Here is a 23054-nt window from a genome sequence, read left to right as displayed (position 1 = left end):
CCTTCGGTGGCTGAAGATGGAAACAAGGTGCAATGAGCGAAAAAGCCCCCATCCAATTTCTCGATCTGCCGAGACAGCAGGCCCGACTGGGCGCGCCCTTGCGCGAGCGCATCGATACCGTCCTGTCCCATTGCAAATTCGTGATGGGGCCTGAAGTTCAGGAACTTGAGTCGCGGCTTTGTGCCTATAGCGGCGCCGCCCATGCAATCAGCGTCTCATCGGGTACCGACGCGTTGCTGATGGTACTCATGGCAGAAGAGATCGGGCCGGGCGACGCGGTGTTTCTGCCAGCCTTCACCTATACCGCCACGGCAGAAGTCGTGCTCCTGCTCGGGGCGACGCCTGTGTTTGTCGACGTCGATCCCGCAACCTTTCAGATCGACCCAGGCAATCTCGCTGCGCGTATCGCGTCCATCCGCGCGCAGGAAGAGCTTGAGCCGCGCGTGATCATCGGCGTCGATCTTTTTGGCCAGCCCGCCTCGTGGGAAGCCCTGCGGCGCATCGCCGCCGAGCAGGATCTGATTCTCATGGCCGATTGCGCCCAGGCTTTCGGTGCCTCGCTTGATGGTCGCAAGCTGGGGCGTGAGGCTCTGGCGACGACGCTATCTTTCTTTCCATCCAAGCCGTTGGGTGCCTATGGCGATGGCGGGGCGATACTGACCGACGATGCCGAACGTGCGGCGCTTTATCGCTCGCTGCGCAGCCATGGCGAGGGGCGTACGCGCTATGAAGTACTGCGTATCGGGCTGAATGGCCGTCTCGACACGCTTCAGGCAGCCATCCTGCTTGCCAAGCTCGATCGTTTCGAAGAGGAGCTGGAGCGGCGTGAGACCATAGCGTGTCGTTATGATGCAGCTCTGTCCGGTCTGGTCACGACTCCTCAACGTGTGGCCGGGTCACGAAGCGCGTGGGCAATCTATTCGATTTTGCTTCCCGACGCGGAAATACGTAACGCGCTTCAGGCCCATCTCGGTGACGAGGGCATTCCCAGCGTGGTCTATTACCCGAAGCCGCTTCATGAGCAGCCCGCCTACGCAGAGCATCATGACGAGACGGTCACGCTGCCGGTTTCCGAAGGGCTGGGCGCGCGTATTCTGGCCCTGCCGCTGCATCCTGAACTGACTGATGACGAGGTGGCACGGATCATCGCTGCCGTTCAGGGTTTTTTCTCTCTGGAGCGCGGCGAGTGAGAAAGGAAACACTTTTCGTTGTCGGATTTGTCACTCTCGTGCTTGCGACGGTCGCGATCATATGGGCTTTCGCTCTACCGTCGCTGCGGCCGCTCAAATTCGAGACAGTGAGCGATGTGACGCTCACAATCGAGCAGACCGGGCAAACTCGCGTGCTGAACGCGGACGAGACAAGGCAGCTCAATCAGTGGCTCAAGGGCCATAAGAGCCATTGGGCGCCGCTCACATCTCCCGCACCTTCGACGGGCGATGTTGTGATCAGAGGTCGTAACCCGGATGGCGGGGCGTTCGAACTGGCGCTCTGGACCGGAATCAGCGGTGCTGACTGGAACAATACAGCTATAACACGCGTCAATTCTCAAGCCCGTCTCAAGGTGCAGAGTTTCAGCGACGAAGACTGGGCCCTTCTCCATCATCTGATAGACGGGCAAGGTTTCCGGAAGACGGACGTGCCCTGAGGCACATTTTGCCCCCTTGCGCCGTCTCTTCTACGCGCAACGCGGGAACAGCGAGAAATGGAAAAAAGGGGGGTAGGGCAAACCTGCCCCCCTTTTCGCTCAGCTTCCACGGGTGAGACGGGCGGTCTCTGAAATGAAGCGGTAGACTTCCTGGCTGAATGGCGCCCTGGCGGTCTCGGTCTCCCATTGCGCCATATCGCCATACATTCTGGCGGCCTTGTTCCAATGTTCCTTGCCGAGTGCCTCGACCATGGGCTGCTGCAGGGTCATCCATTCCTGCGTGAGTAGAACGGCTTCGGGTGAACCGGGTGCAACATCTGATGCAATGGCTTTTTCGATGCGGTCGAGGAGCGTTGACCATTCTTGCTCGTACCGGGTGCGGGCCTCGCCCGGAAACAGCTTGTTGCCCACTTCCTGCCAGCGTTCCCACTCTTCTTCCGTGAAATACTGCTTTGCGACTGTCTTGAGATCATTCTGCGACATAATGTTCTGTGCCTCTCTGATAAGGGAACAAAGCCCATCCACATCCGGCGCTTCGTGTGTTTCGAGCAGGGTCAGTGTTTCATGCAGACGTCGCAGCATGAGCGTGACCTGTCTCTGTTTGGCGCTCAGATGCAGGATCTGGGTTTCGACCAGGCTCCGGGCATCCAGGGAGGGGTGCAGCATGGCTGATGATATTTCGGACAGGCGGTAACCGGTCTGACGCAGCAACAGAACGCGCGTAATAAGTCCGACTTCCTGCGCGCCGTAAACGCGACGACCGGCTTCGCTCCGCTTCGGGCATATCAGGCCCTTCTCTTCGAGATGACGCAGGCTGCGTGCCGAGAGCCCGCATTGAGCCGCCATCTCCCCGATCGATCTGTCGCGTGTCATCAAACCCCCTGCATTTGTGCCGCATGTAGAATGCGATGCTGACACAGTGTCAGGAGCAAGAGAAAAATGAGACGCACCGTTACCGTCGGAAGCGATGCTCTGAAAACGGGGAAGAATGGAGTGTCAGGGAGCCGGGTTCAGGTGCGCGCGGGAATGTTTCAGCGCTCAGTGAGTATCCAGTTGAATCTCGAGCAAGGGTCCTGTGCTTAGCCAGTCGGGCGGCAGAACAGGACCGTGGAGCAGAATATCCCGGTGCTGAGATCGCCTCTCCTCGCAGGAATACCGGCTCGCGAGGTGAAACGACGGAAGGAGTTGTTCAAAATGGAATGTGCTGGTTTACGGCTCCACGCACTGGGCACGCGGTAACAAAACCGCGGTCAAGTGCAGTAAGGGGTAAAGAGTAAAGAACTCAGTCAGCACCATCGTGAGACAAAGGCGAGTCACCCATGGTCTCTCCGGTACGCATTTTCTCCTCAAGTGGTGCCGTAGCCGTATCGCCTATCGCCAGAAGCGCAGCTGTGAGGGGAGACGCAAGGATAAGCCCAGGCACACCGAGGATAGTGCCGAATACGGTCTGAGCCAGAATGGCGAGAGCAGGGGGCATGTGTACAGCGTGCCGCTGAATGAGCGGAGCCAGCACATTGCCTTCGAGAAACTGGATGACGCAGTAGAGCCCTGCCACCATCAGCCCTGTGCGCGTTCCCTGCGAGAGAGCGATAAGAACAGCCGGTATCGCGCCGAGAATGGCACCAATATAGGGGATGAAGTTGCAGAGCCCGGCCACGACGCCCAGCGCCATAGCCAGAGGCACGCCCAGAAATCCGAGGCCGATGCCCGAAGCCAGACCGACCGCCAGCATGTCGAAGGCCTGCCCGATGGTCCATGACCATAGCGTGGTGCCTGCGGTGAGGACGAGTTTGCGTGCGGTCGGGCGATGGCTCTCGGGAACGAGGCGCAGAAGACCGTCGACATAAATGGCGGGCGACAATGCGAAATAGAGCCCGGCGATCAGGATGACCGCAATCGTACCGAGCAGGCCGAATGCGCTGCTCAGAATACCGGTCACCGAATTGGCGAGGCCTGCCCCGAGAGAGGCTCCACTGCCCTGCTCGTTTCCTCCGAGGGATTTCGGCAGATGGTCGAGCGCGAATTGTCCCCAGGTGCTGGTGCCCATCTGGCTACGTAGTTGACTATACTGCGTGATCAGTGCCTGCTTCAGCTTGACGAATTGGTCGCTGATCTGCGGACCGCTGAAATAGAACAGAGCCCCGATGGCGATCAGGATGATCAATGCCACCAACCCAACCGCGAGCTGGTAGGGAACGCGTGCCTTGTCGCGCAGGATGCGCGCCAGCCCATGCAGGATGACGGCAAACAGGGTCGCTGCGAACACAACCATCAGCACATCGCCAAGAAGCCATAGCGCCAGAATGACGATCGTGACGATGAGAGTGAAACGCAGAATTTTGAATATCTGTAGCAATTCGCGCCCTGCGGTCGGGGCGTCGTCAGAATGATGTTCGGACATCTTTTCCCGTTCTCGATAATCGGTACTGGCCATAACGAAAACGCCTAGCTCTGGTTCGCCTGCTCTATCTCTGCCTCTGCGTTCAGCCAGCGTTCCTCTGCCGCCTGTTCCTCAGCGCTCAACGCGGCCAGTCGCGTGTTCAGTTTCGTTATCTCGCTGGCATCGCTTTTTTCATAAAGAGACGGGTCTGCGAGGCGCGTCTCTATTTTTGCGCGCTCTTTGCTCAGCTGCTCCATGAGATGCTCGGCAGCTTTCGCCTCCTTTCGCAGGGGCGCCAAGGCGCGACGCAGTTCGGCGCGATCGCGACGCTGGTCCCGACGGCCGCTGTTATCGGCGCCGCTTTCGAGGCGCGTTTCACTGGCGGCTTTTCTGGCGCGCTCGATCAGCCAGCTGCGATAGCCGTCCATATCCTCATCGAAGGGGGTGATCGTTCCATCATCGACCAGCCAGAGACGATCGGCCACGGATTCTACGAGATGCGAATCATGGCTGATCAGCACGACGGCGCCTTCGAAATCGCACAACGCCCTGATGAGGGCGTCGCGTGCATCCAGGTCGAGATGGTTGGTCGGTTCATCGAGCAGCAGAAGGTGGGGCGCGTTTCTGGTTGCAAGCGCCAGAAGCAAGCGGGCTTTTTCGCCGCCTGAGAGATCACCCACGCGCGATTCTGCCTTGCCAGCATCCAGGCCGAAGCGGTCGAGCTGCGCGCGCACGGCGACTGGCGTCGCGTCGGGCATGGCGCGGCTCATATGATCGATCGGCGTTTCGGTCAGAACGAGTTCGTCGCCCTGATGCTGGGCAAAATAGCCGATGCGCAGCCGCGATGAGTGTTGCATCGAGCCCGCAATCGGCTCCAGTCGCCCCGCCAGAAGTTTGGCGAAAGTCGACTTGCCCTTGCCGTTCTGGCCCAGCAGCGCGATGCGATCATCGAGATCGAGGCGGCAGGAGAGATTGGAGAGCACGGCGCGTCCGTCGTAGCCGACCGTTACCTTGTCGAGGCTGAGCATTGGTGGCGGGAGGGGGGCAGGTTCCGGGAAGGAGAATCGTGTCGGACTGTCCTCGACGACTGAGTCGATCTGAGGAAGGCGGGCGAGGGCCTTCAGGCGCGCCTGAGCCTGACGCGCCTTGGTCGCCTTGGCCCGGAAGCGATCGACGAAAGACTGCATATGTGCCCGCTGGGCGGCAAGGCGCTCGGCGGCGCGGTTTTGTTGCAAGGCCTGCTCGGTCCGTATGCGGATGAACTCGTCATAACCGCCCGGCGTCAGATTGATCTTGCCCTTGTCGAGATGCGCTATGGAATCGACCACGCTGTCGAGAAGCGAGCGGTCGTGGCTGACCACGATGGCTGCGCCAGAAAAGGCCTTGAGCCAGTTTTCGAGCCAGATCGTCGCTTCGATGTCGAGATGGTTGGTCGGCTCGTCGAGGAGAAGCAGGTCGGGGCTGAGAAAAAGCGCCGTGGCGAGGGCAACGCGCATGCGCCATCCGCCCGAGAAAGACGAGACAGGGCGTTGCTGCGCCTCATGGTCGAAGCCGAGCCCGGAGAGAATACTCGCGGCGCGTGCGGGCGCAGTATGGGCGTCGATTACGAGCAGGCGCTCGTGGATATCGGCGAGGCGCGTCGGGTCGGATGCTGTCTCGGAATCGTGCAGGAGCTGGGCGCGTTCCAGATCGCCTGCCAGCACCGTCTCGATGAGGGAGGCCTCGCCTTCTGGCGTTTCCTGCTTGACCCGGCCCATACTGGCTCGGTTCGACAGGACGATCGTGCCGCCATCGGGGTGCAGATCGCCGGCAATGGCGGCAAGCAGTGTCGATTTGCCAACGCCGTTTCGCCCCACCAGGCCGATCTTTCGACCCGGATCGACGCTCAGAGAGGCGTTGTCGAGAAGGACGCGCCCGGCAATGCGCAGGGTCAGATCGGTGATGGTCAGAAGGCTCACTGCAAATTCCCCGGCAGGATGGACGCGTTTTGATGCCATGCGGACTATCAGGAAGTGTTGTTTTGCTCTAGGGGAGGGGCGTTCACCGCTTCCCTTTTTTGTGCAGGAGATGCCGCAATGGCCCTGGAACGTACCCTTTCGATCATCAAGCCTGACGCAACCCGTCGCAACCTGACCGGCAAGATCAATGCCGTGTTCGAAGACGCCGGTCTGCGTATCGTCGCGCAGAAGCGCATCAAGCTGACGGAAGATCAGGCCAAGGCCTTTTATGCCGTTCACGCCGAACGCCCCTTCTACGGCAGCCTCGTCTCCTCGATGCTGGCCGAGCCGGTTGTCGTGCAGGTTCTCCAGGGCGAAAACGCCGTTGCCCGCCATCGTGAAGTCATGGGCGCCACCAACCCTGCCCAGGCAGCAGACGGCACCGTGCGCAAGCTCTACGCGGAGAGCATCGAAGCCAACTCCGTGCACGGTTCGGACAGCCTCGAGAACGCCAAGAACGAAATCGCCTTCTTCTTCGCCGAGACCGAAATCTGCGCGTAAGATACTTTCTATTCAGGCCCGTGTTTCGTTCGCGTAACACGGGCGTGGCTTTAAATAGCACGGACTTTCCGCCCCGAGATTTATCACCTCCCCGGAATGATGCCCCGTGACAAGCAACAGGAAAGGTGGCTTCGCGCCGCCTTTTTTGTTGCCCGGTCTCGAAGAGAACTTTCGGTCACTGTACTGTCATTAACATGTTGACGATAATTTTCGTCATATTCGACAGATGGCACTAGATATTAACGCTCGGGATGAGCGTGTCATGAAATTTTATATGTTTTTCATCCCGGGTAAGCAGAACCGAAGGAAAAACAGTGATAAAAATTGCGGAGTATCCAGTAGACCAGTAATAATGGAAGAGTGTATTTGATATGGTGTGGTCACCAAATAGTGCAGCGTCAGCATCGGGGCATTTTACCGGGCCGAGCCAGAACAGGGTCGTCCCGTTTCCGCGCAGGTACGAGCAGGCTCCGCAGAAACAGATCGAGATCACCGATCCGGATATTACCGTTCTGACTGAAGATGGCCGCTCGCTTGAAAAGCTTGGCATGTCCGGAGACGAATGCTGCTACATTCTCCTTCCCGACGTTCATCAAGTGACTTTCCGCTATCGGTCAGCCCCGTCTGAAGTTGTTGCGTCAGTTCGGGATGTGGCTTCGGCGCTATTCGACAAAATTATTGTTTCGGAAGTCGATGCGGTATCCGAGATCGGAATGTTGTGCGCTGGCTCAGCAGATCCTTATCTCGACGGTGATATGCGCTGGGTTGAACCCGGGCGCACTCTTTTTCTTGCGCGGAAATCTCCCGATCATGTGGCGCTCTTGTCTGTTAAACTCGCAAATCGTTAAGGTCGAACGACGTCCACGGGCCTCAGCGGTTCCGGGTTTCAAGGTTTTGAACCGGTTGGGCCCGAGTTCAGCAGGGCTCTGGCCCTTCGCCAAGGACGTCCATCTATCGCGGCAAGCCCCGAGCCGATCAGAACCAGCCCGGCTATCGCGTACCAGCGTATCGTTTCGCCCAGAAACACCGTGCCGAGCAGAAGCGCCATGATCGGTAGAAGGAAGGTCACCAGAGAGAGATTGGTGGCGCCCGCCGTAGCGAGAAGCCTGAAATAGAGAATGAAGGCGAGGGCCGTGCTCAGAAAGGCAATCCCCGCGAAAGCGCTCCAGATGGTGACTGACGGGAAGGCCAAGCTCCATGGATGATCGATGACGAGCGAGAAAGGGAGCACAAGCGCCGTGCTGGCGGTAAGTTGTCCTGTCGCGAGTTTGAGTGGCGGTAGCCCCTTGAATTTTCGGCCATAGACGCCGCCAAATCCATAGCTCAATGCGGCCGAAAGACAGGCTAGTTCCCCCATAAGCGATTGCTGCGCGCGCCCGCCGAACAGGGCCGGGCCGATCAGGACACCCACACCAAAGAAACCCATCAGGATGCCGATGATCTTGCTCCAGCGCAGTTTCTCGTCATGGGTGAAAAAATGCGCAACCATGATGGTGAAGACCGGGGTGGTGGCGTTCAGGATGGCGGCCACGCCGCTCGGTATGCGCGTTTCGCCGAAGGCAATGGCGGAGAAGGGGATGACATTGTTGAGCGTTCCCAACAGAAGCAGCCTCGGCCAGGCAGAGCGGTCCAGCACCAGAACATCGCGCCTGAAAAGCAGAAACAGATTGAGTGCCAGCGCCGCAAGCCCTACGCGGCCCAGCACAACCGTGAATGGCGGCACGGCTGAAACCAGAATCTTGAAAAAGAAGAAAGAGCCACCCCAGAGCAAGGCGAGTACCAGCAGAAGGCACCATTCCTCCAGCTTCATGCCCTGGTCATGCGGTCGATGCATGTCTTACCCCTTTGTGTGGTTTCTTTTGCGATCGTTATCTTCTGCCATGCAAGGTGGCCTGTCGCACCCTGACAGGCTGCCGGTTGCGGCGAATTGTTTCGAGGCGTGGTTTTCGGGGTGCAGAGGAGGGTAATCATGGGGCGAGACAGCGAGGTGTCGCTCGAAGCGCTCGGTCCACGTGTGATTGTCATGGGGCCGAGCAATAGCGGAAAATCGACGCTCTCGGTTTTCATAGGAAGGCTTAGGAGCCTCCCGGTCGTGCATCTCGATCTTCTGCGTCACGAATTCGGGAGCTTCGACAGGATGAGGCCCGAGGCTGATTTCCATCACGATCACTCGATGGCTATCGAGGCGCCGTCATGGGTCATGGACGGCAATTATTCGTCCTGCCTTGAGCAACGCCTCGCGCGGGCTACAGGCGCGATACTGCTGGATGTGACGACGTTGACGAGTCTGCGCCGCTATCTCGGCCGATGCCTCACCGGCGGCATTCGCTATGGCGGGTGGGATACGACGCGTGATCCTGTGCGGCTTTCAATGGTCAGGCATATCATCGGGCCGACGCGGTCGAACAGAAGGCGGTATCGCCAGTCATTCGCTTCGTGGCCTCTGCCGAAGCTCTTCCTGCCCACACCACAGGCGGTTGCTGGATTCCGCCTGCGGGAGGAGGGCAGGCTCAGCCTTGAGAGAGAGGGCCAGACTCGCGAGGCTTGACCGATAAGGGGCTATCCGTGCTGGCGCGGCCAGGACGGCCGGCAAGAATCGTCTCCTCGATTTTTTCGAGAGAAACCCCCCGTGTTTCTGGCACGAAGCGCAGAACGAACAACATCGATCCGAGGCAGAGCGCGGCAAACAGCCACATCGAGAAGGCACCGTGGAAAGCGCCGTTGAGCGCTGCATTGCCTGCCAGCATTGGAAAACTTTGTGCCACCACGAAATTCATGAGCCAGTTCGAGGCGACCGCCAGACTCATTCCGACCGAACGCAGCTTGTTGGGAAAGATCTCGGAGACAAGTATCCACGCGACTGGCCCCCAGGAGAGACCGAACATCAGCATGTAAAGCAGCAGTCCGAACAGCGCGAGCAGGCCGGTATCCTGCGTGTAGAGGGCGACCGAGGAGACCAGGAGGCCGAGGGTCATTCCCAGCGATCCCCAGAGTATCAGGGGTCTACGGCCTTTACGGTCAACGATCCAGGCGCCGATCATGCCTCCTGCGAGATTGGCGACGCCGATCCAGATCGTCTGGAAAAGGGCGTTCTGCAGGCTGCCACTCGAGGCGCTCAGGAGCATGGGAGCATAGTAGACGACGATGTTGATACCCGTGAATTGCTGCAACCCGGCGATCATGGCGCCAATGAAAATGAGCCAACGTGCCCGTCTGTCACGAAGGGCGCCGAAAAGAGAGCGACCGGCGGCCCCGTGATGAACGATCGAGGCGCGTATTTCACTCATCAGAGACTGGGCATGGGCCTCGTTCGAAATGCGTGCCAGGGTCTTGAATGCGTGATCCTCACGGCCCTTGATCATCTGCCAGCGCGGAGATTCCGGAATAAGGAAGATCGTCGCGCAGAAAATCACGCAGGGCACGATTTCCGAACCGAGCATCCAGCGCCAGCCCATTTCCTCAAGCCATGCAGTGCCGGCGCGGGCTGCGATCAGGTAGTTGACGATATAGACCAGAAGGGCCCCCAGAACGATGGCGAATTGCTCCATCGAAAGTGCGCGGCCGCGCATGTCCTTGGGGGAGACCTCCGACATGTACATGGGGGAGACGGCAGAGGCGATCCCCACGGCAAGCCCACCAAGGATGCGATAAAGCACGAATTGCATGAAATCTGGTGCGAGAGCAGCGCCTAGCGACTGCACCGAGAAAAGGATGGCGCAAATGAAAAGTGCCATGCGTCTGCCGAGTGTATGGGCTAGCCACCCAGAGGCAAAGGCGCCGGCGATGCAGCCGAGAATGACGCTCGAAACCGCCCAGCCGGTTGCAGCGTCGCTCAGATGAAAATGCGCGCGTATAGGACCTATTGCGCCGGAAATGACCGAGGTGTCGTAGCCGAACAGAATGCCGCCCAGAGCGGCGACAGCGCAAACACGCAGAACATACAAGACGTCATGGCGCTCGGAAGAGACCCCGACCAGGTCGCGCACGCGGCTCATGAGAAATCTCCCTTTCCGACGTTTTTCAGAAGAGCGATGGCGTTCGCGCTCGACGCAGGGCACGGCCCGCCAGGAACGTCCTTCGTGACAGGGGAAGGGGGTGGATAATTGGACAACCGCATGGGCGCACCTCGAAGATGACAGGTATGTAACCTTTTCAACCTACGAGGCGGGTTCGGAAAGCGTATGCCTAATCCGATGGTTTTGCATCAAATCCGGCATGGGGGGAGGGGCTGATCGAAGTCAGGATCGGTGTCGGGGCATCCGGCGTGTTGACGCATGCTCCCGTATTTCCGCTCTTTTCTGAAAAGGGGTCAGACCCATGGCTACCGCGTTGCACGGAATTTCGAGTTTTCACAGCAATCTGGCTACGGATATCCGCCTGGCGCGAGAGGCCGGGTTCGATGAGCTTGAGATATTCTATCCTAAACTTGCCCGCTTCCTGGCCTGCGGCGGTTCGACCCAGACGCTCTGTCGTATGATCGAGGATGCCGGTCTGCGTGTTGGCTATGTCAGTGCGCTCGATCATATCGAGCGGCATGAAGCCGAGCAGTTCGGTCAGCTCATGATCGAGGCCCGCAAGATTACCGAAGAGGCGCAGGCTCTTGGAGCGAAAACAGTCATGGTCCTTCCCCGCAATGGCATCGACCATCTGCCGCAGGAGCAGATCATGGAGATCATGGCGCGAAATATCGGGGCTATTGCTGCGATCGGGAGGGATTGCGGTATTCGCTACATGATCGAGCTGCCCGCTTTTACGCAGTTTCGTAGCCTTGCCCAAGCCGAGGAAATCTTCTTGCGGGTGGGCGCGGATAATATCGGCGTTGTAGTCGATTTCTGGCATTTCTATGCGTCCGGTCAGACCCCTGAGGATGTCGCAGCTTTCGACCAAGGTAGGATTTTTGGTGTGCATTTCTGCGATGGCAGGCGCCCCCGCCGTGACGAGGCTTGGGATGAGACGGTTCTACGCGCCTGCATGCCGGGAGAAGGGGAAATCGATCTCGCAGCCTGGTCCGATGCCGTGCGTCGCAGCGGCTACAAGGGTAGCTGGTCGATCGAGTTGATCAGCCCGGCTCTGTGGGAGAGGGACCCGCAGGAATTGCTGCCTGAGCTACAGGATCGGCTTCGTTCGTTCATGAAACCTGCCTGATCCTATGCTCTGTCGAAAGGGGGCGAGCGTGACGCGGTAAACCCATGGCGGGGGCTTGTGACCTTTGCTCGACTACCAACGCTTCCGGTCAGGAGGCCGGGAGCGCCGATCTGGTCTGCGGCAGTCCGGGGTGCTAGGAGCGCAATACCCAGATCGTTTCATAGAGAGAGTGATGCAGGCAGACCAGATCAACCGAGAGTCATGTCCCGACGCGATAATGTCGCTATCCGGCTATCGTGTGGCCGTCCTGATACCCTGCTACAATGAAGAAGTAACGATCGGGGCTGTCGTGCGGGATATGCGATTGGCTCTGCCCGATGCCGCGCTCTATGTTTACGACAATAATTCGACGGATCAGACCTTTGCCCGCGCGCGCGAGGCCGGGGCCATTACGCGCCGTGAGCGGCTGCAAGGCAAGGGCCATGTCATCAGGCGAATGTTTGCTGATATCGAGGCCGATTTTTACGTCCTGATCGATGGCGATGGCACCTATGAGGCGGCCGCCGCGCCAAAAATGATACGTCTGGCTCTTGAAAATGCCCATGACACGGTGATGGGGGTGCGAGTGCACGAACACGCCGCAGCCTATCGCGCCGGCCATGTTCTGGGCAACAAGGTGCTGACGGGGCTCGTCGTCAGTCTTTTCGGCCGCGGTCAGTCGGACATGCTCTCGGGCTACCGGGTGTTCAGCCGTCGTTTCGTCAAGTCATTCCCAGCGATCTCATCCGGGTTTGAAACCGAAACCGAACTCACGGTCCATGCCTTGCAACTCAACATGTCCATGGGCGAGGTCTCGACCCGTTATGTCGAGCGTCCGGAGGGGTCGTTCTCGAAACTGAGTACCTATCGTGACGGGTTCAGGATTCTCGGTACGATCGTCCATCTTCTCAAGCAGGAACGGCCTTTTCTGTTTTTCGGGCTCATCGCCTGCGCTCTTGCAGCGATTGGCTGTCTGGCAGGGTTGCGCTCTGTGCTTGACTTCATCGAGACACATACGGTGCCGCATCTGCCTTCGGCGGTTTTGGCCACCGGGCTCGAAATACTGGCAGCACTGTCTCTTGTTTGCGGTGTCATCCTGGATAGCGTCGCCCATGGGCGTCAGGAGAACAAGCGGCTAGCCTATCTCGGTCTGCAAGCGCCGCCGAGCCTTTGATCGCGGGCGTATCTCACGCACCTCATTTCGGACACTCATTTTTCCCATTTCTGCAACCCAGGATATTGTCTTTGCTAGGTCTTTTCAGAGATGTCCCGCCGTTTTTGCCAGCGCTTCGGCCAGCCTGGGTCTATGGTTTCTTTGCCTCTCTCATGGCGATGGCTTGTGTTCTGCTAACACCGCCTGGTCAGAGTCCTGATGAACGCAACCATTTGGCGAGAGTGGTACAGATTTCTCAGGGCGGTTTTGTCGGCTTGAAAAACGGGGCCAAGGAAGCTGGGGGATATTTGCCCGCCAATTTTCCGACAGAAGCCGAGATGCTCAATTCTCTGCGGTTCAATCCCAAAGCCAAAGTTCCGATGCCGGAACTGCTGGCGCTTTCGCAGCGGCACTGGTCGCGCGAGAGAAGCTGGACCTCCTTCGGCAATACGGTCATCTACGCCCCTATCGCTTATCTGCCGGGCGCGGCGACCAGCTTCGTCGCCCGACATGGGCGGGCAACCATCATCCAGACGAGTTATGCCGTTCGCACGGTTAACGCGCTCTGCACCGTTCTGCTCTGTACGTTGGGTATCGCGATAGCGCGTCGTGGCACGCTGTATCTTGGGGTGATTTCGAGCCTGCCCATGGTGATGGCGTTGGGCGCATCCTGCTCTCAGGACGGCGTAATCATCGGCCTCTCTGTCCTGACCGCCGCGCTCTTGACGCGTCTGGACGAGAGGAAATTGGGCTCGACGCACCTGTGGGTCGTCATCGCCATCCTCTTCTCGGTATTGACGGTAAGTAAGCCGCCACTTCTTTTGTGCAGTCTTATCCCATTAGGATTCGCTCGACCTGCTCGCGCCTGGTTGGGCGCCTTGCCGCTGATTTCGAGCATCGCGGCATTTCTCTGCTGGCAGAAATTCGGATTGGATCCGGCAAAAATCGTTTTCAGGGATGGGTCAGGCGTGTCGGATAGCGGTCAGGTTCACTGGGTTCTGACACACCCTCAGTTGCTTCCGGCTCTGGCCTATCATACCTTGCGGCAAAATATTGGTCACAATATTCATGAATTCCTAGGCGTTCTGGGATGGCTCGATACTCTTTTCCCTAGTTGGTTCTATAATCTGATTGCTGGCGTCATTGGGGCGGCGCTGGCTTTCAGTGGCTATCCGGCTATAAGGGAAAGAGAGCTGCGCCAGGCTAGACCTGTTGTGGCGCTGACGGTCATTTCTATGGCCTTGGCCACCGGTGGCGTATTTTTCTCGATCTATGTGATCTGGACCCCGGTTGGTGCGCCGGTGATCGATGGCGTACAGGGACGTTACTTTCTCCCCATTGCACCGTTTCTTGCTCTCGTTTTTCCGAAGCTGGCGGTTGCGTGCCGGGTATCTTCTTCCTTGCGCGTTCATCAGATGGCGATGCTGGCGCTAGGACTTTTTCTGGCTCTCGATATGGTCACGCTCACCTGCGTTCTGGCGTCACGCTATTGGCTGGCCTGAGGAGACTATCTGCCGGCGCGCAAAAAAAAGCCCGGTCCAAAAACCGGGCTTACTTTCTATTGTCTGCTTAGAAACGTGGCGAGAGCCGCCGGGTAGAGCAGATGCTCCTGCTCGAGCACGCGGGCAGAGAGGCTTTGCTCCGTGTCGTTTACGAGCACCCTGACTTTCGCCTGTGCCAGGACCGGCCCCTCATCGACCCCATCGGTGACCAGATGCACAGTGCATCCATGTTCGCGATCGCCCGCAGCGAGTGCGCGGGCATGTGTGTCCAGACCCGGATACGCCGGAAGCAGGCTTGGATGAATATTCAGCATCCTCCCCTGCCAGCGCCCTACCAGATAGGGGGTGAGCACACGCATATAGCCCGCGAGGCAGATCGCCTCTACGCCCGCATCCGTCAGGGCCTTGTCGATAGCCTTTTCGTGTCCGTCGCGATCTTTCGGGAAAAGGCGGTGGTCGATGGCCATGGCATCAAGCCCGGCCGCGCGCGCCGTTTCGAGACCGGGCGCATCCGGGTTGTTGCTGAGAACGAGGGCAATGCGCGCCGGATAATCCGGCCGCGCGCAAGCCTCTATCAGCGCATTCATGTTGCTGCCACGCCCGCTAATGAGAATGGCGATGGGCGTTTTCTTCATCGAGAGAAATCGACCTTGCCGTCGAGGGCATAGCGCGGGCCGTTCGCCGTGATTTCGCCAATGCGATAGCCCTTTTCCCCCCGCTCTTCGAGCAGTGCCAGCACCTTGTTCGGCTCGGGCGTGACCAGCACCATGCCGATACCGCAGTTGAAGACCTTGAGCATTTCGTCATGCGCCACATTGCCGGTCTGGGCGAGCCAGCGGAAAACGGGTGGCACAGGCCAGCTATCGGCCTCGATCTGCACGCCGAGCCCCTCGGGCAGCACGCGCGGCAGATTGCCGGGCAGACCGCCGCCGGTGATATGGGCGCAGCCATGCAGCAGACCCGCCTTGTGCAGCGCCATGACCGTACGGACATAGAGCGCGGTTGGGCGAAGCAGGGCTTCGGCCAGCGTGCTGCCGGGCTCGAACGGGGCTTCGCTGTTCCAGTCGAGGCCGCTCATGGCCTTGATGCTGCGCACGAGCGAATAGCCATTGGAATGCACGCCCGAAGACGGCAGGGCAATCAGCGTATCGCCTTCGGCAATGCCTGAAGGCAGAAGCGCCGTGCGCTCTGCCGCCCCGACGCTGAACCCGGCGAGGTCGTAATGGCCGGGGCCGTACATACCGGGCATTTCAGCCGTCTCGCCGCCAACCAGCGCGCAATCCGTATCGCGACAGGCCTGGGCGATGCCACGCACGACGCGGGCGGCGTCTTCGACAGCCAGCTTGCCGGTAGCAAGATAATCGAGGAAGAAGAGCGGCTGTGCGCCCTGCACCACTAGATCGTTGACGCACATGGCCACGAGATCGATGCCGACCGTGTCATGCTGGCCACTCTCGATGGCCACCATCAGCTTGGTTCCCACGCCATCGGTGCAGCTCACCAGAATGGGGTCGTTGAACCCGGCAGCCTTGAGGTCGAATAGCGCGCCGAAGCCGCCGAGCCCGCCCATGGTGCCGGGTCGGTCGGTCGATTTCGCGGCGGGCTTGATTGCTTCGACCAACGCGTCACCGGCCTCGATGTCGACACCGGACTCGCGATAGCTCGCAGAAGGAGAGATTGGGTCGGTCATGCTGTCGCCTCGCTCGAAAAACCTGGCCGGTTGCGTTACTATCCGCCCTTACTACTGGAGCCGACCCGGCTCGGAAAGGACCGGAACGGCTATTGGATGGACAAAGAGGCGGGAAATGACGGTTTGGCGCCTGCGAATGCAGTCAGGCAGCTCGCTCTGGCGCTTCGTCCGCCAGCGAGCGTCGCCGCGCGCCATTTCGTCCCGGCAGCGTCCAACGCTCAGGCGCGGCTCTGGCTGAACCAGACGGGCTGGCCGGATAGGCGGCTTCTGCTTTGCGGGGCTGATAGCTGCGGCAAGACCCATCTGCTGCATATCTGGGCTGCGCGACGTGGGGCACGGGTGTTGGATGCAGCCAGTCTCGATAGAGCCGAAATTGGGGCCCTTGCCGAGACGCCGCCCAACGCTCTCGCGCTCGATTCAGTCGATAGGGTGACTTCGGAGCGCGCCCTGCTGCATCTCCTCAATCTGGCTCGTGAACATCGCATCACGTTGCTGATGGCCTCGCGTGTTTCGCCAATGCGTCAGGCCATCATCCTGCCCGATCTGGCGAGCCGGTTGCGGGCAGTGACGATCGTGCCGGTTGCCTCGCCTGAGGATTCGCTGCGTTTTGCCCTGTTGTTGCGGCTGATTGCTGAGCGTCAGATGATTGTCTCGAAAGCGATTCTCGACTGGCTTCTGCGCCATTTGCCGCGCACGGGCGACGCTATTGTGGCGGCGGTGGAGCGTCTCGATAGTGCCGGTCTCGCCCATGGCAGACCGCTCACCCGTGCACTGGCCAGAGAAGTGCTTTCAGGCCTGCTCGATGAGGGCGAGGAAGAACCGTTCTGCTGACACCGTCTTTATGACGATTGGGTTAAGGGGTTTGACGTACAGCCTGTCCTGCGCCGATGCTGTGCCCCTCTTGCGGATAGAAACAGGGAACGCATCGCGTGACGTCGTCTTCGGAAAAAGAGTCTAAGGCTGCCCCGGTCAAGGCACCCCGAACTGCCCGAAACAGGCGTTCAAGCCCAGCCCGGACGGCGAGGGCCGTAGCGCGTATCCCCGATCCGGGGATCGTGACCTCGCCCGCGCGCTTCATCAATCGTGAGCTTTCTTGGCTCGATTTCAACCAGCGCGTGATTGAGGAAGCGGAAAACAGCCGCCATCCTTTGCTTGAGCGACTGCGCTTTCTGTCGATCAGCGCGAGCAATCTGGATGAATTCTATTCGGTGCGTGTTGCCGGGCTGGTCGGGCAGGTGCGTGAGGGGCTTGTCGTTCCCTCTGCCGACGGGCTGACACCTGCGCGTCAATTGACCAGCGTGCGCCGAAGCGCTGCCAAACTCTTTGCCGCCCAGCAGCGAATCTGGCGCCTTTTGCGTGGCGAGCTGGCCCAGGCCGGTCTGCGTCTGTGCACCCGTGACGAGTTGACCGAGGCGGAGCGCGAGAGCATTGCCGCGAAATTCGAAGACGAGATCTACCCTGTTCTGACGCCGCTTGCGATCGATCCGTCTCATCCCATGCCGTTCATTCCCAATCTGGGAATGGCGCTGGCCCTCAGGCTGAACGACCCGTCCGTTCCCGGTTTTTCCATGGACGCGCTTATTCTTTTGCCGCAGCAGATCGATCGCTTTATTCGCCTGCCAGCGCCGCATAAGGAAGAGCCGGATATTCGTCCCGATGTGCGCTTCGTGCTGCTCGAGGATGTGATCCGTCTTCATATCACGCGGCTTTTCCCGGGTATGGAGATCGCAGAAGGCGGCGTGCTACGCATTATCCGTGACTCGGACGTAGAATTCGAGGACGAGGCGGAAGATCTCGTTCTGTCTTACGAGACAGCACTCAAGCAGCGTCGCCGTGGCGTCGGCATCCATCTCGCGCTCGACGCCTCCATCCCGGAGGGGATGGGCCGGGAATTTGCCGAGGAACTGGATGTCGCCAAGGATGACGTGGTTATCCAGCCCGATATCATCGGTGTGGTCGATCTCAAGCAGATGATCGTTTCCGATCGTCCCGATCTGCTGTTCAAACCCTACACCCCCCGTTTCCCCGAGCGCATCCGTGACTACGACGGCGATTGCTTCGCCGCCATCCGCGCCAAGGATATCGTGGTGCATCATCCCTTCGAGAGCTTCGATGTGGTGGTGCAGTTTCTCAAACAGGCCGCGCTCGACCCTAATGTCGTGGCCATCAAGCAGACGCTGTATCGCACCTCCCGTGACAGCCCGATCGTGCGCGCCCTGATCGAGGCGGCTGAACTCGGTAAATCCGTCACCGCGATGGTCGAATTGCGCGCGCGCTTCGATGAAGAAGCCAATATCCGGCTGGCGCGCTCGCTTGAATCCGCCGGGGTGCAGGTGGTGTTCGGCTTCACCCATCTCAAGACCCATGCCAAGCTGAGCCTTGTGGTTCGGCGTGAGGCCGGGGGGCTGCGCTCTTATGCGCATTTCGGCACGGGCAATTACCATCCCATCACCGCGCGCATCTACACCGACCTCTCTTTTTTCACCTGCGACCCCCAGCTTGCGAGCGACTCGGCTAAACTCTTCAATTACATGACCGGCTATGCCACCCCGGTAGACATGGAAGCTCTGACGTTTGCGCCCATCACATTGCGGGACACGCTGATGGATTTGATCGACGGAGAGATCGAACACGCCAAGGCGGGCCGCCCGGCAAAAATCTGGCTGAAAATGAACAGCCTTGTCGATCCGTCCCTGATCGACGCGCTCTACAGGGCGTCGCGTGCCGGGGTCAAAATCCTGGCAATCGTGCGTGGTATCTGCTGCCTGCGTCCGGGCGTGCCGGGTCTGTCGGAAAATATCGAGATACGCTCCATCGTCGGGCGTTTTCTGGAACACGCGCGGATTTTCGTCTTCGGAAACGGACATCGTATGCCTTCGCACAAGGCGAAAGTGTTCATTTCCTCGGCTGACTGGATGGGCCGAAACATGGATCGGCGCGTCGAAGCCATGGTGCCGATCTCCAATCCGACGGTGCATGCCCAGATCCTGGGTCAGATCATGACCATGGATCTGCGTGACACGCTTCAAAGCTGGGTGCTTTCCTCAAGAGGGGATTGGCACCGCGTGGCTCCGGGGGCTAATCCCTTCTCGGCGCATGACTATTTCATGCACAATCCTTCGCTCTCCGGGCGTGGCTCGGCAGCAAGGGAGAAACCGCAGGACAAGGATGCGGGCCGACGCGAGCGGCCCGAGCGCATCCGCGAAGATTGAGAAAGAGGGTAGAGAGTGACCGGTTCTGACGCGCCCCAAGGCCATCATCGCGCAGCTATTGTCGATCTCGGGTCGAATTCGGTTCGACTGGTTGTATTCGAAGGTGTCACCCGCAACCCTATTCCGATCTTCAACGAGAAGGCGACCCTGCGCCTTGGGCGCGGACTGGAGCAGACCGGCCGGCTGAACGAAGACGGTCTGCGCCTGTCACGCGATGTCATGAGCCGCTTCAACGCCATTGCGCGCGCGATGGACGCCCATCCTTTCGAGGTGCTGGCAACGGCGGCGGTACGCGACGCTAGCAATGGTCACGAATTTGTCGAGACCTTGCATGAATGCATGCCCGATGTGCCGATACGCATCCTGTCGGGCGAGGAAGAAGCCGATTACGCTGCAACGGGCGTGCTTTGCGGTCTTCCCGATGCCGATGGCGTCGTGGCCGATATCGGTGGCGGTTCGCTCGAACTGATCCGCGTTGCCAATGGCCGTCACCATGAGGCCTGCACCAAGCCGCTTGGCGTTATTCGTCTCTCCGATCGCTCGGGCGGCGACCTCAAGCGGGCACGTGAAGTGGTGGAGGCCGATCTAGACGATGTGGACTGGCTGCCTGCGCTCAAGGGCAAGCCTCTCTATCTTGTTGGCGGCGCGTTTCGCGCTCTGGCGCGATTGCAGATTGCCCGTACCCATTATCCGCTCAATATCGTCCATCTCTACACGCTCGGCGCCGATGAGGCCCGCGAGATGGTAACATGGCTCATCGATACGCCGCGCAAAATGCTGGAGAAAATGCCGGGCTTCCCGCGCAAGCGTTTGGATGACGTGCCTTTTTCGGCGACGGTTCTGCGCCGTCTGATGCGTATCGTGCAGCCTTCGCAGATCGTGTTCAGCGTCGATGGTCTGCGTGAGGGCTGGTATATGCGCAAGGTGGGGCAGGCCGTGGCCTCGCTCGATCCCTGTCGTGCTCTGGCTGACGAGGCCTCGCAGCGTCTCAGCCGCAGCATGGAGCTTCCGGGCGATCTGGTGCGCTGGACGGCACCCCTCTTTCAGCATGAAACGCCGTCAGAAACGTCGCTGCGCGACATGGCGTGCCGTATGTCGGATATCGGCTCTTTTGATCACCCGGAATATCGGGCAGCGCAGACCTATCTGCGTGTGATGCGTATGCACGGCGTGGGCTTCGATCATCAGGCTCGAGCCTTTGTCGCCATGACGCTGGCCGTGCGTTATGAGGCCGATCCGACCGATCCGCTGATGGAAGTTTCGCGTCGCCTGCTTGCGCCGGATGACTGCGACCGCGCCGTACAACTCGGTTTCGCGCTGCGTCTTGCCTATACGATTTGTGGTGGCACGGCTGCCTTGCTCAAGAACACGGCGCTCGCGATCGAGGACGGCACACTCTGGTTGAGTCATGATGCGCAAAGCAGCTTCGCTGCCGGAGGGGGAGTGAAGCGCAGGCTCGATCGTCTTGCCCAGAGCATGACACTTTCGGCCCAGACACGCACATGCTGAGCGCTCGTATCGCGTCAGGCCTGACGCTGCTTTATGGGCTTCTGACCGGGGGCGCGTCTCACCCCCTGGCTGCGACCGTCGTTCACAAGGATCATGACCCTGATGTCTTGTGGAAGATCGTGAATCAGAAATGCGCGCAGGGTACGAAGCCCTGCACCATATACGATGCGTCGCGTCATATTGCGTTGCTGCATTCCATTGAAGGACGCGGACAGTATCTTCTGATCCCGACCGACAAGGTGACCGGGATGGAAAGCGCGGCTTTGTTGCAAGCCAGCCAGCCCAATTATTTTGCCGAAGCCTGGTCCTATCGCAACCGGGTCGGCGTCTCCTACGGCACGCCCATTCCCGAAACGATGCTTTCTCTGGCGATCAACTCAGCGAAAGGGCGTTCTCAGAACCAGTTGCATATCCATCTGGATTGTCTTGCGCCCGAGATAAGAGAGACGCTGGATCGTGATGCAACGCGCATCGGTCTCAACTGGACCATGCTGCCCGAGGCTCTCGATGGTCATCGATACCGGGCGCGCTACCTCACCTCACTCGATCCCTCGCCGTTCCTCGTTCTGGCGTCGTCGCTTCAGCATCCTGAGACGGAAATGGGAGACCACACCCTCGTGGTTGCCCCTCTGCGGTCTGGCTACGTCCTGCTTGACGATGTGGCGCAGGGAAGCGATCGCGCCTCTGGCGAGGAATTGCAGGATCATGCGTGTCACGCCGTCATGAAGACACCTGAAGTCAAGGCACCTGCCGCCAAGGCGGGATGATCCGTGGAGCCTGCCGCGCAAAGGCTTGAACGACTTTCAGCTCTGACCTGATTTTTTCAGGCTAGACGGCTCCCGGAGTGCGAAAGTGGCTGGTCCGACTTCGCGGTTCAGGCGTGCGCAGAGCCTTGCTGTGGGCCGAAGGCCTGGCGTCAAATGCGCAGAGCCCATCATGACCGTAATGGCTCGGTTCGATCCCGTCCCTCAGTGCTGGCAGCCCTGAGGGACGGGTAAGACGCTTCAGTCGATGGTCTTGAGGATGCGACGGATGGTCTCGAAAATCCGGTCGATCTCGTTCTTCTCGATAATCAGCGGCGGCGAGATGGCGAGAATATCGCCCGTGTAGCGCAGCAGAAGCCCGTCATGGAACGCGCGCTCGAAGACTTCAAAGGCACGTGTGGTCTTGGCGTTTCGCGGTGCCAGCTCGATACCCGCCACGAGACCTTCATTGCGGATATCGACCACATGCGGCGCGTCGCGCAGTGAATGGGCCGCCTCTTCGAAATAGGGAGAAAGCGCCGCTGCGCGCTCGAAGAGATGCTCTTCGGCATAGGTGTCGAGCGTTGCAATGGCTGCGGCGCAGGCAATGGGATGCGCCGTGTAGGTGTAGCCATGCGGCAGGTCGATTGCCTCGCGCGGCCCTTGCATGAAGGCGTCGAAAATCTCGTCGGACACGATATTGGCGCCCATCGGAATGGTACCGTTCGTGATGCCCTTCGCGACTGTCATGATATCGGGCACGACGCCATATTTCTCGGCGGCGAAAGACGCGCCGAGACGACCGAAACCGGTAATCACCTCATCGAAAATCAGCACGATCCCATGCCTGGTGCAGATCTCGCGCAGGCGCTTGAGATAGCCCTTCGGCGCGGGCAGAACGCCGGTTGATCCGGCCATAGGCTCGACGATGACGGCGGCAATATTCGACGCGTCATGCAACGCGACGATGCGCTCCAGGTCATCGGCCAGTTCGGCGCCGTGTTCCGGCAAGCCACGCGAAAAGGCGTTACGACGCAGGTCGAGCGTGTGGGGCAGGTGGTCGACGCCGGTCAACAGCGAACCATAGAGCTTGCGATTGCCCGAAATACCCCCCACCGAGATGCCGCCGAAGCCGACGCCATGATAGGCGCGTTCACGACCGATCAACCGGGTACGGGTACCTTCGCCGCGCAGACGATGATAGGCGATGGCAATTTTCAGCGCGGTATCGCCAGCCTCCGAGCCCGAATTGCAGAAGAACACATGGTTCAGCGGGTTGGGGGCAAGGCGGGCAATACGATCGGCTGCCTGAAAGGCGAGGGGGTGGCCCATCTGGAAAGCCGGGGCGAAATCGAGGGTTGCGACGGCTTTCTGCACGGCCTCGACAATGCGTGGCTGGCCGTGACCGGCATTGACGCACCATAGCCCGGCGCAACCATCGAGCACTTCACGCCCTTTATCATCGCGATAATACATGCCTTTTGCAGAGACGAGCATGCGAGGGGCGTCACGGAACTGGCGATTGGCCGTAAAAGGAAGCCATAGGGCGTCGAGATTGCTGTCGGCGTTGTGGGAGTTCATGGCCTTCTTTCCGG

Annotated in this window: 20 protein-coding genes; 12 read left to right on the top strand and 8 right to left on the bottom strand. The window is 59.6% G+C overall.

All coding sequences use genetic code 11. The annotated features are described in order from the left end of the window. Positions 1-32: 32 nt before the first annotated feature. The gene (locus tag ABHV46_RS03005) at positions 33-1190 is read left to right on the top strand and encodes a DegT/DnrJ/EryC1/StrS family aminotransferase (protein ID WP_438382648.1); all 1158 of its coding nucleotides are present in this window, start codon (positions 33-35) and stop codon (positions 1188-1190) included. Continuing rightward, the gene (locus ABHV46_RS03000) at positions 1187-1648 is read left to right on the top strand and encodes a hypothetical protein (RefSeq protein WP_438382647.1); all 462 of its coding nucleotides are present in this window, start codon (positions 1187-1189) and stop codon (positions 1646-1648) included. Before ABHV46_RS03005 ends, ABHV46_RS03000 begins: the two co-directional genes overlap by 4 nt. 99 nt (positions 1649-1747) lie before the next feature. Here the strand turns inward: ABHV46_RS03000 and ABHV46_RS02995 are convergent, their stop codons facing one another. The 3 genes from ABHV46_RS02995 to ABHV46_RS02985 form a co-directional block, all read right to left on the bottom strand. Then, positions 1748-2521, bottom strand: coding sequence for a MerR family transcriptional regulator (locus ABHV46_RS02995; protein ID WP_438382646.1), 774 nt, complete (start codon positions 2519-2521; stop codon positions 1748-1750). Between the two features lie 409 nt (positions 2522-2930). After that, a complete protein-coding gene (locus tag ABHV46_RS02990; protein WP_438382645.1) occupies positions 2931-4049 on the bottom strand; it encodes an AI-2E family transporter in 1119 nt (372 codons plus the stop codon). Between the two features lie 44 nt (positions 4050-4093). Further along, positions 4094-5986 (bottom strand): ABC-F family ATP-binding cassette domain-containing protein, encoded by a 1893-nt coding sequence (locus ABHV46_RS02985; protein WP_438384198.1) that lies wholly within the window; start codon positions 5984-5986, stop codon positions 4094-4096. 117 nt (positions 5987-6103) lie between these two features. Between ABHV46_RS02985 and ndk the strand changes: the two genes are divergently transcribed. Next, positions 6104-6526 (top strand): nucleoside-diphosphate kinase, encoded by a 423-nt coding sequence (ndk, locus tag ABHV46_RS02980; protein ID WP_188425244.1) that lies wholly within the window; start codon positions 6104-6106, stop codon positions 6524-6526. Positions 6527-6897: 371 nt separating this feature from the next. Beyond that, a complete protein-coding gene (locus tag ABHV46_RS02975) occupies positions 6898-7374 on the top strand; it encodes a hypothetical protein (protein ID WP_438382644.1) in 477 nt (158 codons plus the stop codon). A 38-nt stretch (positions 7375-7412) separates the two neighbouring features. On the opposite strand, the gene ABHV46_RS02970 is transcribed toward ABHV46_RS02975, so the two are convergent. Beyond that, on the bottom strand, positions 7413-8360 hold the full coding sequence (locus ABHV46_RS02970) for a DMT family transporter (RefSeq protein ID WP_438382643.1): 948 nt from the start codon (positions 8358-8360) through the stop codon (positions 7413-7415). 135 nt (positions 8361-8495) lie between these two features. Here ABHV46_RS02970 and ABHV46_RS02965 point away from each other — a divergent pair, with 135 nt between their 5' ends. Further along, positions 8496-9074, top strand: coding sequence for an AAA family ATPase (locus tag ABHV46_RS02965; RefSeq protein WP_336945131.1), 579 nt, complete (start codon positions 8496-8498; stop codon positions 9072-9074). Here ABHV46_RS02965 and ABHV46_RS02960 read toward each other — a convergent pair. Next, a complete protein-coding gene (locus ABHV46_RS02960) occupies positions 9037-10521 on the bottom strand; it encodes a sugar porter family MFS transporter (protein WP_438382642.1) in 1485 nt (494 codons plus the stop codon). The two genes, ABHV46_RS02965 and ABHV46_RS02960, sit on opposite strands and share 38 nt — an antisense overlap. Before the next feature lie 322 nt (positions 10522-10843). Between ABHV46_RS02960 and ABHV46_RS02955 the strand changes: the two genes are divergently transcribed. The 3 genes from ABHV46_RS02955 (at position 10844) to ABHV46_RS02945 (ending at position 14305) form a co-directional block, all read left to right on the top strand. Then, positions 10844-11671, top strand: a complete 828-nt coding sequence (locus ABHV46_RS02955) for a sugar phosphate isomerase/epimerase family protein (RefSeq protein WP_438382641.1) — start codon at positions 10844-10846, stop codon at positions 11669-11671. A 217-nt stretch (positions 11672-11888) separates the two neighbouring features. Beyond that, the gene (locus ABHV46_RS02950; protein WP_438384195.1) at positions 11889-12824 is read left to right on the top strand and encodes a glycosyltransferase; all 936 of its coding nucleotides are present in this window, start codon (positions 11889-11891) and stop codon (positions 12822-12824) included. 152 nt (positions 12825-12976) lie between these two features. After that, positions 12977-14305 (top strand): DUF2142 domain-containing protein, encoded by a 1329-nt coding sequence (locus ABHV46_RS02945; protein ID WP_438382640.1) that lies wholly within the window; start codon positions 12977-12979, stop codon positions 14303-14305. A 56-nt stretch (positions 14306-14361) separates the two neighbouring features. Here the strand turns inward: ABHV46_RS02945 and purN are convergent, their stop codons facing one another. Together purN and purM are read right to left on the bottom strand one after the other, a co-directional pair. Beyond that, on the bottom strand, positions 14362-14940 hold the full coding sequence (purN, locus tag ABHV46_RS02940) for a phosphoribosylglycinamide formyltransferase (RefSeq protein WP_438382639.1): 579 nt from the start codon (positions 14938-14940) through the stop codon (positions 14362-14364). After that, positions 14937-15995, bottom strand: a complete 1059-nt coding sequence (gene purM / locus ABHV46_RS02935; RefSeq protein ID WP_438382638.1) for a phosphoribosylformylglycinamidine cyclo-ligase — start codon at positions 15993-15995, stop codon at positions 14937-14939. Before purM ends, purN begins: the two co-directional genes overlap by 4 nt. 123 nt (positions 15996-16118) lie before the next feature. Between purM and ABHV46_RS02930 the strand changes: the two genes are divergently transcribed. The 4 genes from ABHV46_RS02930 to ABHV46_RS02915 all read left to right on the top strand — a co-directional run bounded on the left by ABHV46_RS02930 (position 16119) and on the right by ABHV46_RS02915 (position 21483). Continuing rightward, positions 16119-16826 (top strand): DnaA/Hda family protein, encoded by a 708-nt coding sequence (locus tag ABHV46_RS02930; RefSeq protein ID WP_438382637.1) that lies wholly within the window; start codon positions 16119-16121, stop codon positions 16824-16826. A gap of 206 nt (positions 16827-17032) precedes the next feature. After that, positions 17033-19207 (top strand): RNA degradosome polyphosphate kinase, encoded by a 2175-nt coding sequence (locus ABHV46_RS02925; RefSeq protein WP_438384193.1) that lies wholly within the window; start codon positions 17033-17035, stop codon positions 19205-19207. 15 nt (positions 19208-19222) lie between these two features. Next, a complete protein-coding gene (locus ABHV46_RS02920) occupies positions 19223-20716 on the top strand; it encodes a Ppx/GppA phosphatase family protein (RefSeq protein WP_438382636.1) in 1494 nt (497 codons plus the stop codon). Beyond that, positions 20710-21483 (top strand): CDP-diacylglycerol diphosphatase, encoded by a 774-nt coding sequence (locus ABHV46_RS02915; protein ID WP_438382635.1) that lies wholly within the window; start codon positions 20710-20712, stop codon positions 21481-21483. The genes ABHV46_RS02920 and ABHV46_RS02915 overlap by 7 nt, the downstream gene beginning before the upstream one ends. A 237-nt stretch (positions 21484-21720) precedes the next feature. On the opposite strand, the gene ABHV46_RS02910 is transcribed toward ABHV46_RS02915, so the two are convergent. After that, positions 21721-23040: an aspartate aminotransferase family protein gene (locus tag ABHV46_RS02910; RefSeq protein ID WP_438382634.1), complete on the bottom strand. Its 1320-nt coding sequence runs from the start codon at positions 23038-23040 to the stop codon at positions 21721-21723. Positions 23041-23054 lie beyond the last annotated feature (14 nt).

This window comes from Asaia sp. BMEF1, from assembly GCF_051628905.1.
In the GTDB taxonomy this organism is placed as follows: Bacteria; Pseudomonadota; Alphaproteobacteria; order Acetobacterales; family Acetobacteraceae; genus Asaia.
This window is presented reverse-complemented; position numbering and strand designations above follow the sequence as displayed.

What these genes read in the sequence shown, in the direction of transcription:
- ABHV46_RS03005 (WP_438382648.1), top strand. Translation starts at nt 33, where the DNA reads ATGAGCGAAAAAGCCCCCATCCAATTTCTCGATCTGCCGAGACAGCAG.
- ABHV46_RS02995 (WP_438382646.1), bottom strand. Translation starts at nt 2,521, where the DNA reads ATGACACGCGACAGATCGATCGGGGAGATGGCGGCTCAATGCGGGCTC.
- ABHV46_RS02990 (WP_438382645.1), bottom strand. Translation starts at nt 4,049, where the DNA reads ATGTCCGAACATCATTCTGACGACGCCCCGACCGCAGGGCGCGAATTG.
- ndk (WP_188425244.1), top strand. Translation starts at nt 6,104, where the DNA reads ATGGCCCTGGAACGTACCCTTTCGATCATCAAGCCTGACGCAACCCGT.
- ABHV46_RS02975 (WP_438382644.1), top strand. Translation starts at nt 6,898, where the DNA reads ATGGTGTGGTCACCAAATAGTGCAGCGTCAGCATCGGGGCATTTTACC.
- ABHV46_RS02970 (WP_438382643.1), bottom strand. Translation starts at nt 8,360, where the DNA reads ATGCATCGACCGCATGACCAGGGCATGAAGCTGGAGGAATGGTGCCTT.
- ABHV46_RS02965 (WP_336945131.1), top strand. Translation starts at nt 8,496, where the DNA reads ATGGGGCGAGACAGCGAGGTGTCGCTCGAAGCGCTCGGTCCACGTGTG.
- ABHV46_RS02960 (WP_438382642.1), bottom strand. Translation starts at nt 10,521, where the DNA reads ATGAGCCGCGTGCGCGACCTGGTCGGGGTCTCTTCCGAGCGCCATGAC.
- ABHV46_RS02955 (WP_438382641.1), top strand. Translation starts at nt 10,844, where the DNA reads ATGGCTACCGCGTTGCACGGAATTTCGAGTTTTCACAGCAATCTGGCT.
- ABHV46_RS02950 (WP_438384195.1), top strand. Translation starts at nt 11,889, where the DNA reads ATGTCGCTATCCGGCTATCGTGTGGCCGTCCTGATACCCTGCTACAAT.
- ABHV46_RS02945 (WP_438382640.1), top strand. Translation starts at nt 12,977, where the DNA reads ATGGCGATGGCTTGTGTTCTGCTAACACCGCCTGGTCAGAGTCCTGAT.
- purN (WP_438382639.1), bottom strand. Translation starts at nt 14,940, where the DNA reads ATGAAGAAAACGCCCATCGCCATTCTCATTAGCGGGCGTGGCAGCAAC.
- purM (WP_438382638.1), bottom strand. Translation starts at nt 15,995, where the DNA reads ATGACCGACCCAATCTCTCCTTCTGCGAGCTATCGCGAGTCCGGTGTC.
- ABHV46_RS02915 (WP_438382635.1), top strand. Translation starts at nt 20,710, where the DNA reads ATGCTGAGCGCTCGTATCGCGTCAGGCCTGACGCTGCTTTATGGGCTT.
- ABHV46_RS02910 (WP_438382634.1), bottom strand. Translation starts at nt 23,040, where the DNA reads ATGAACTCCCACAACGCCGACAGCAATCTCGACGCCCTATGGCTTCCT.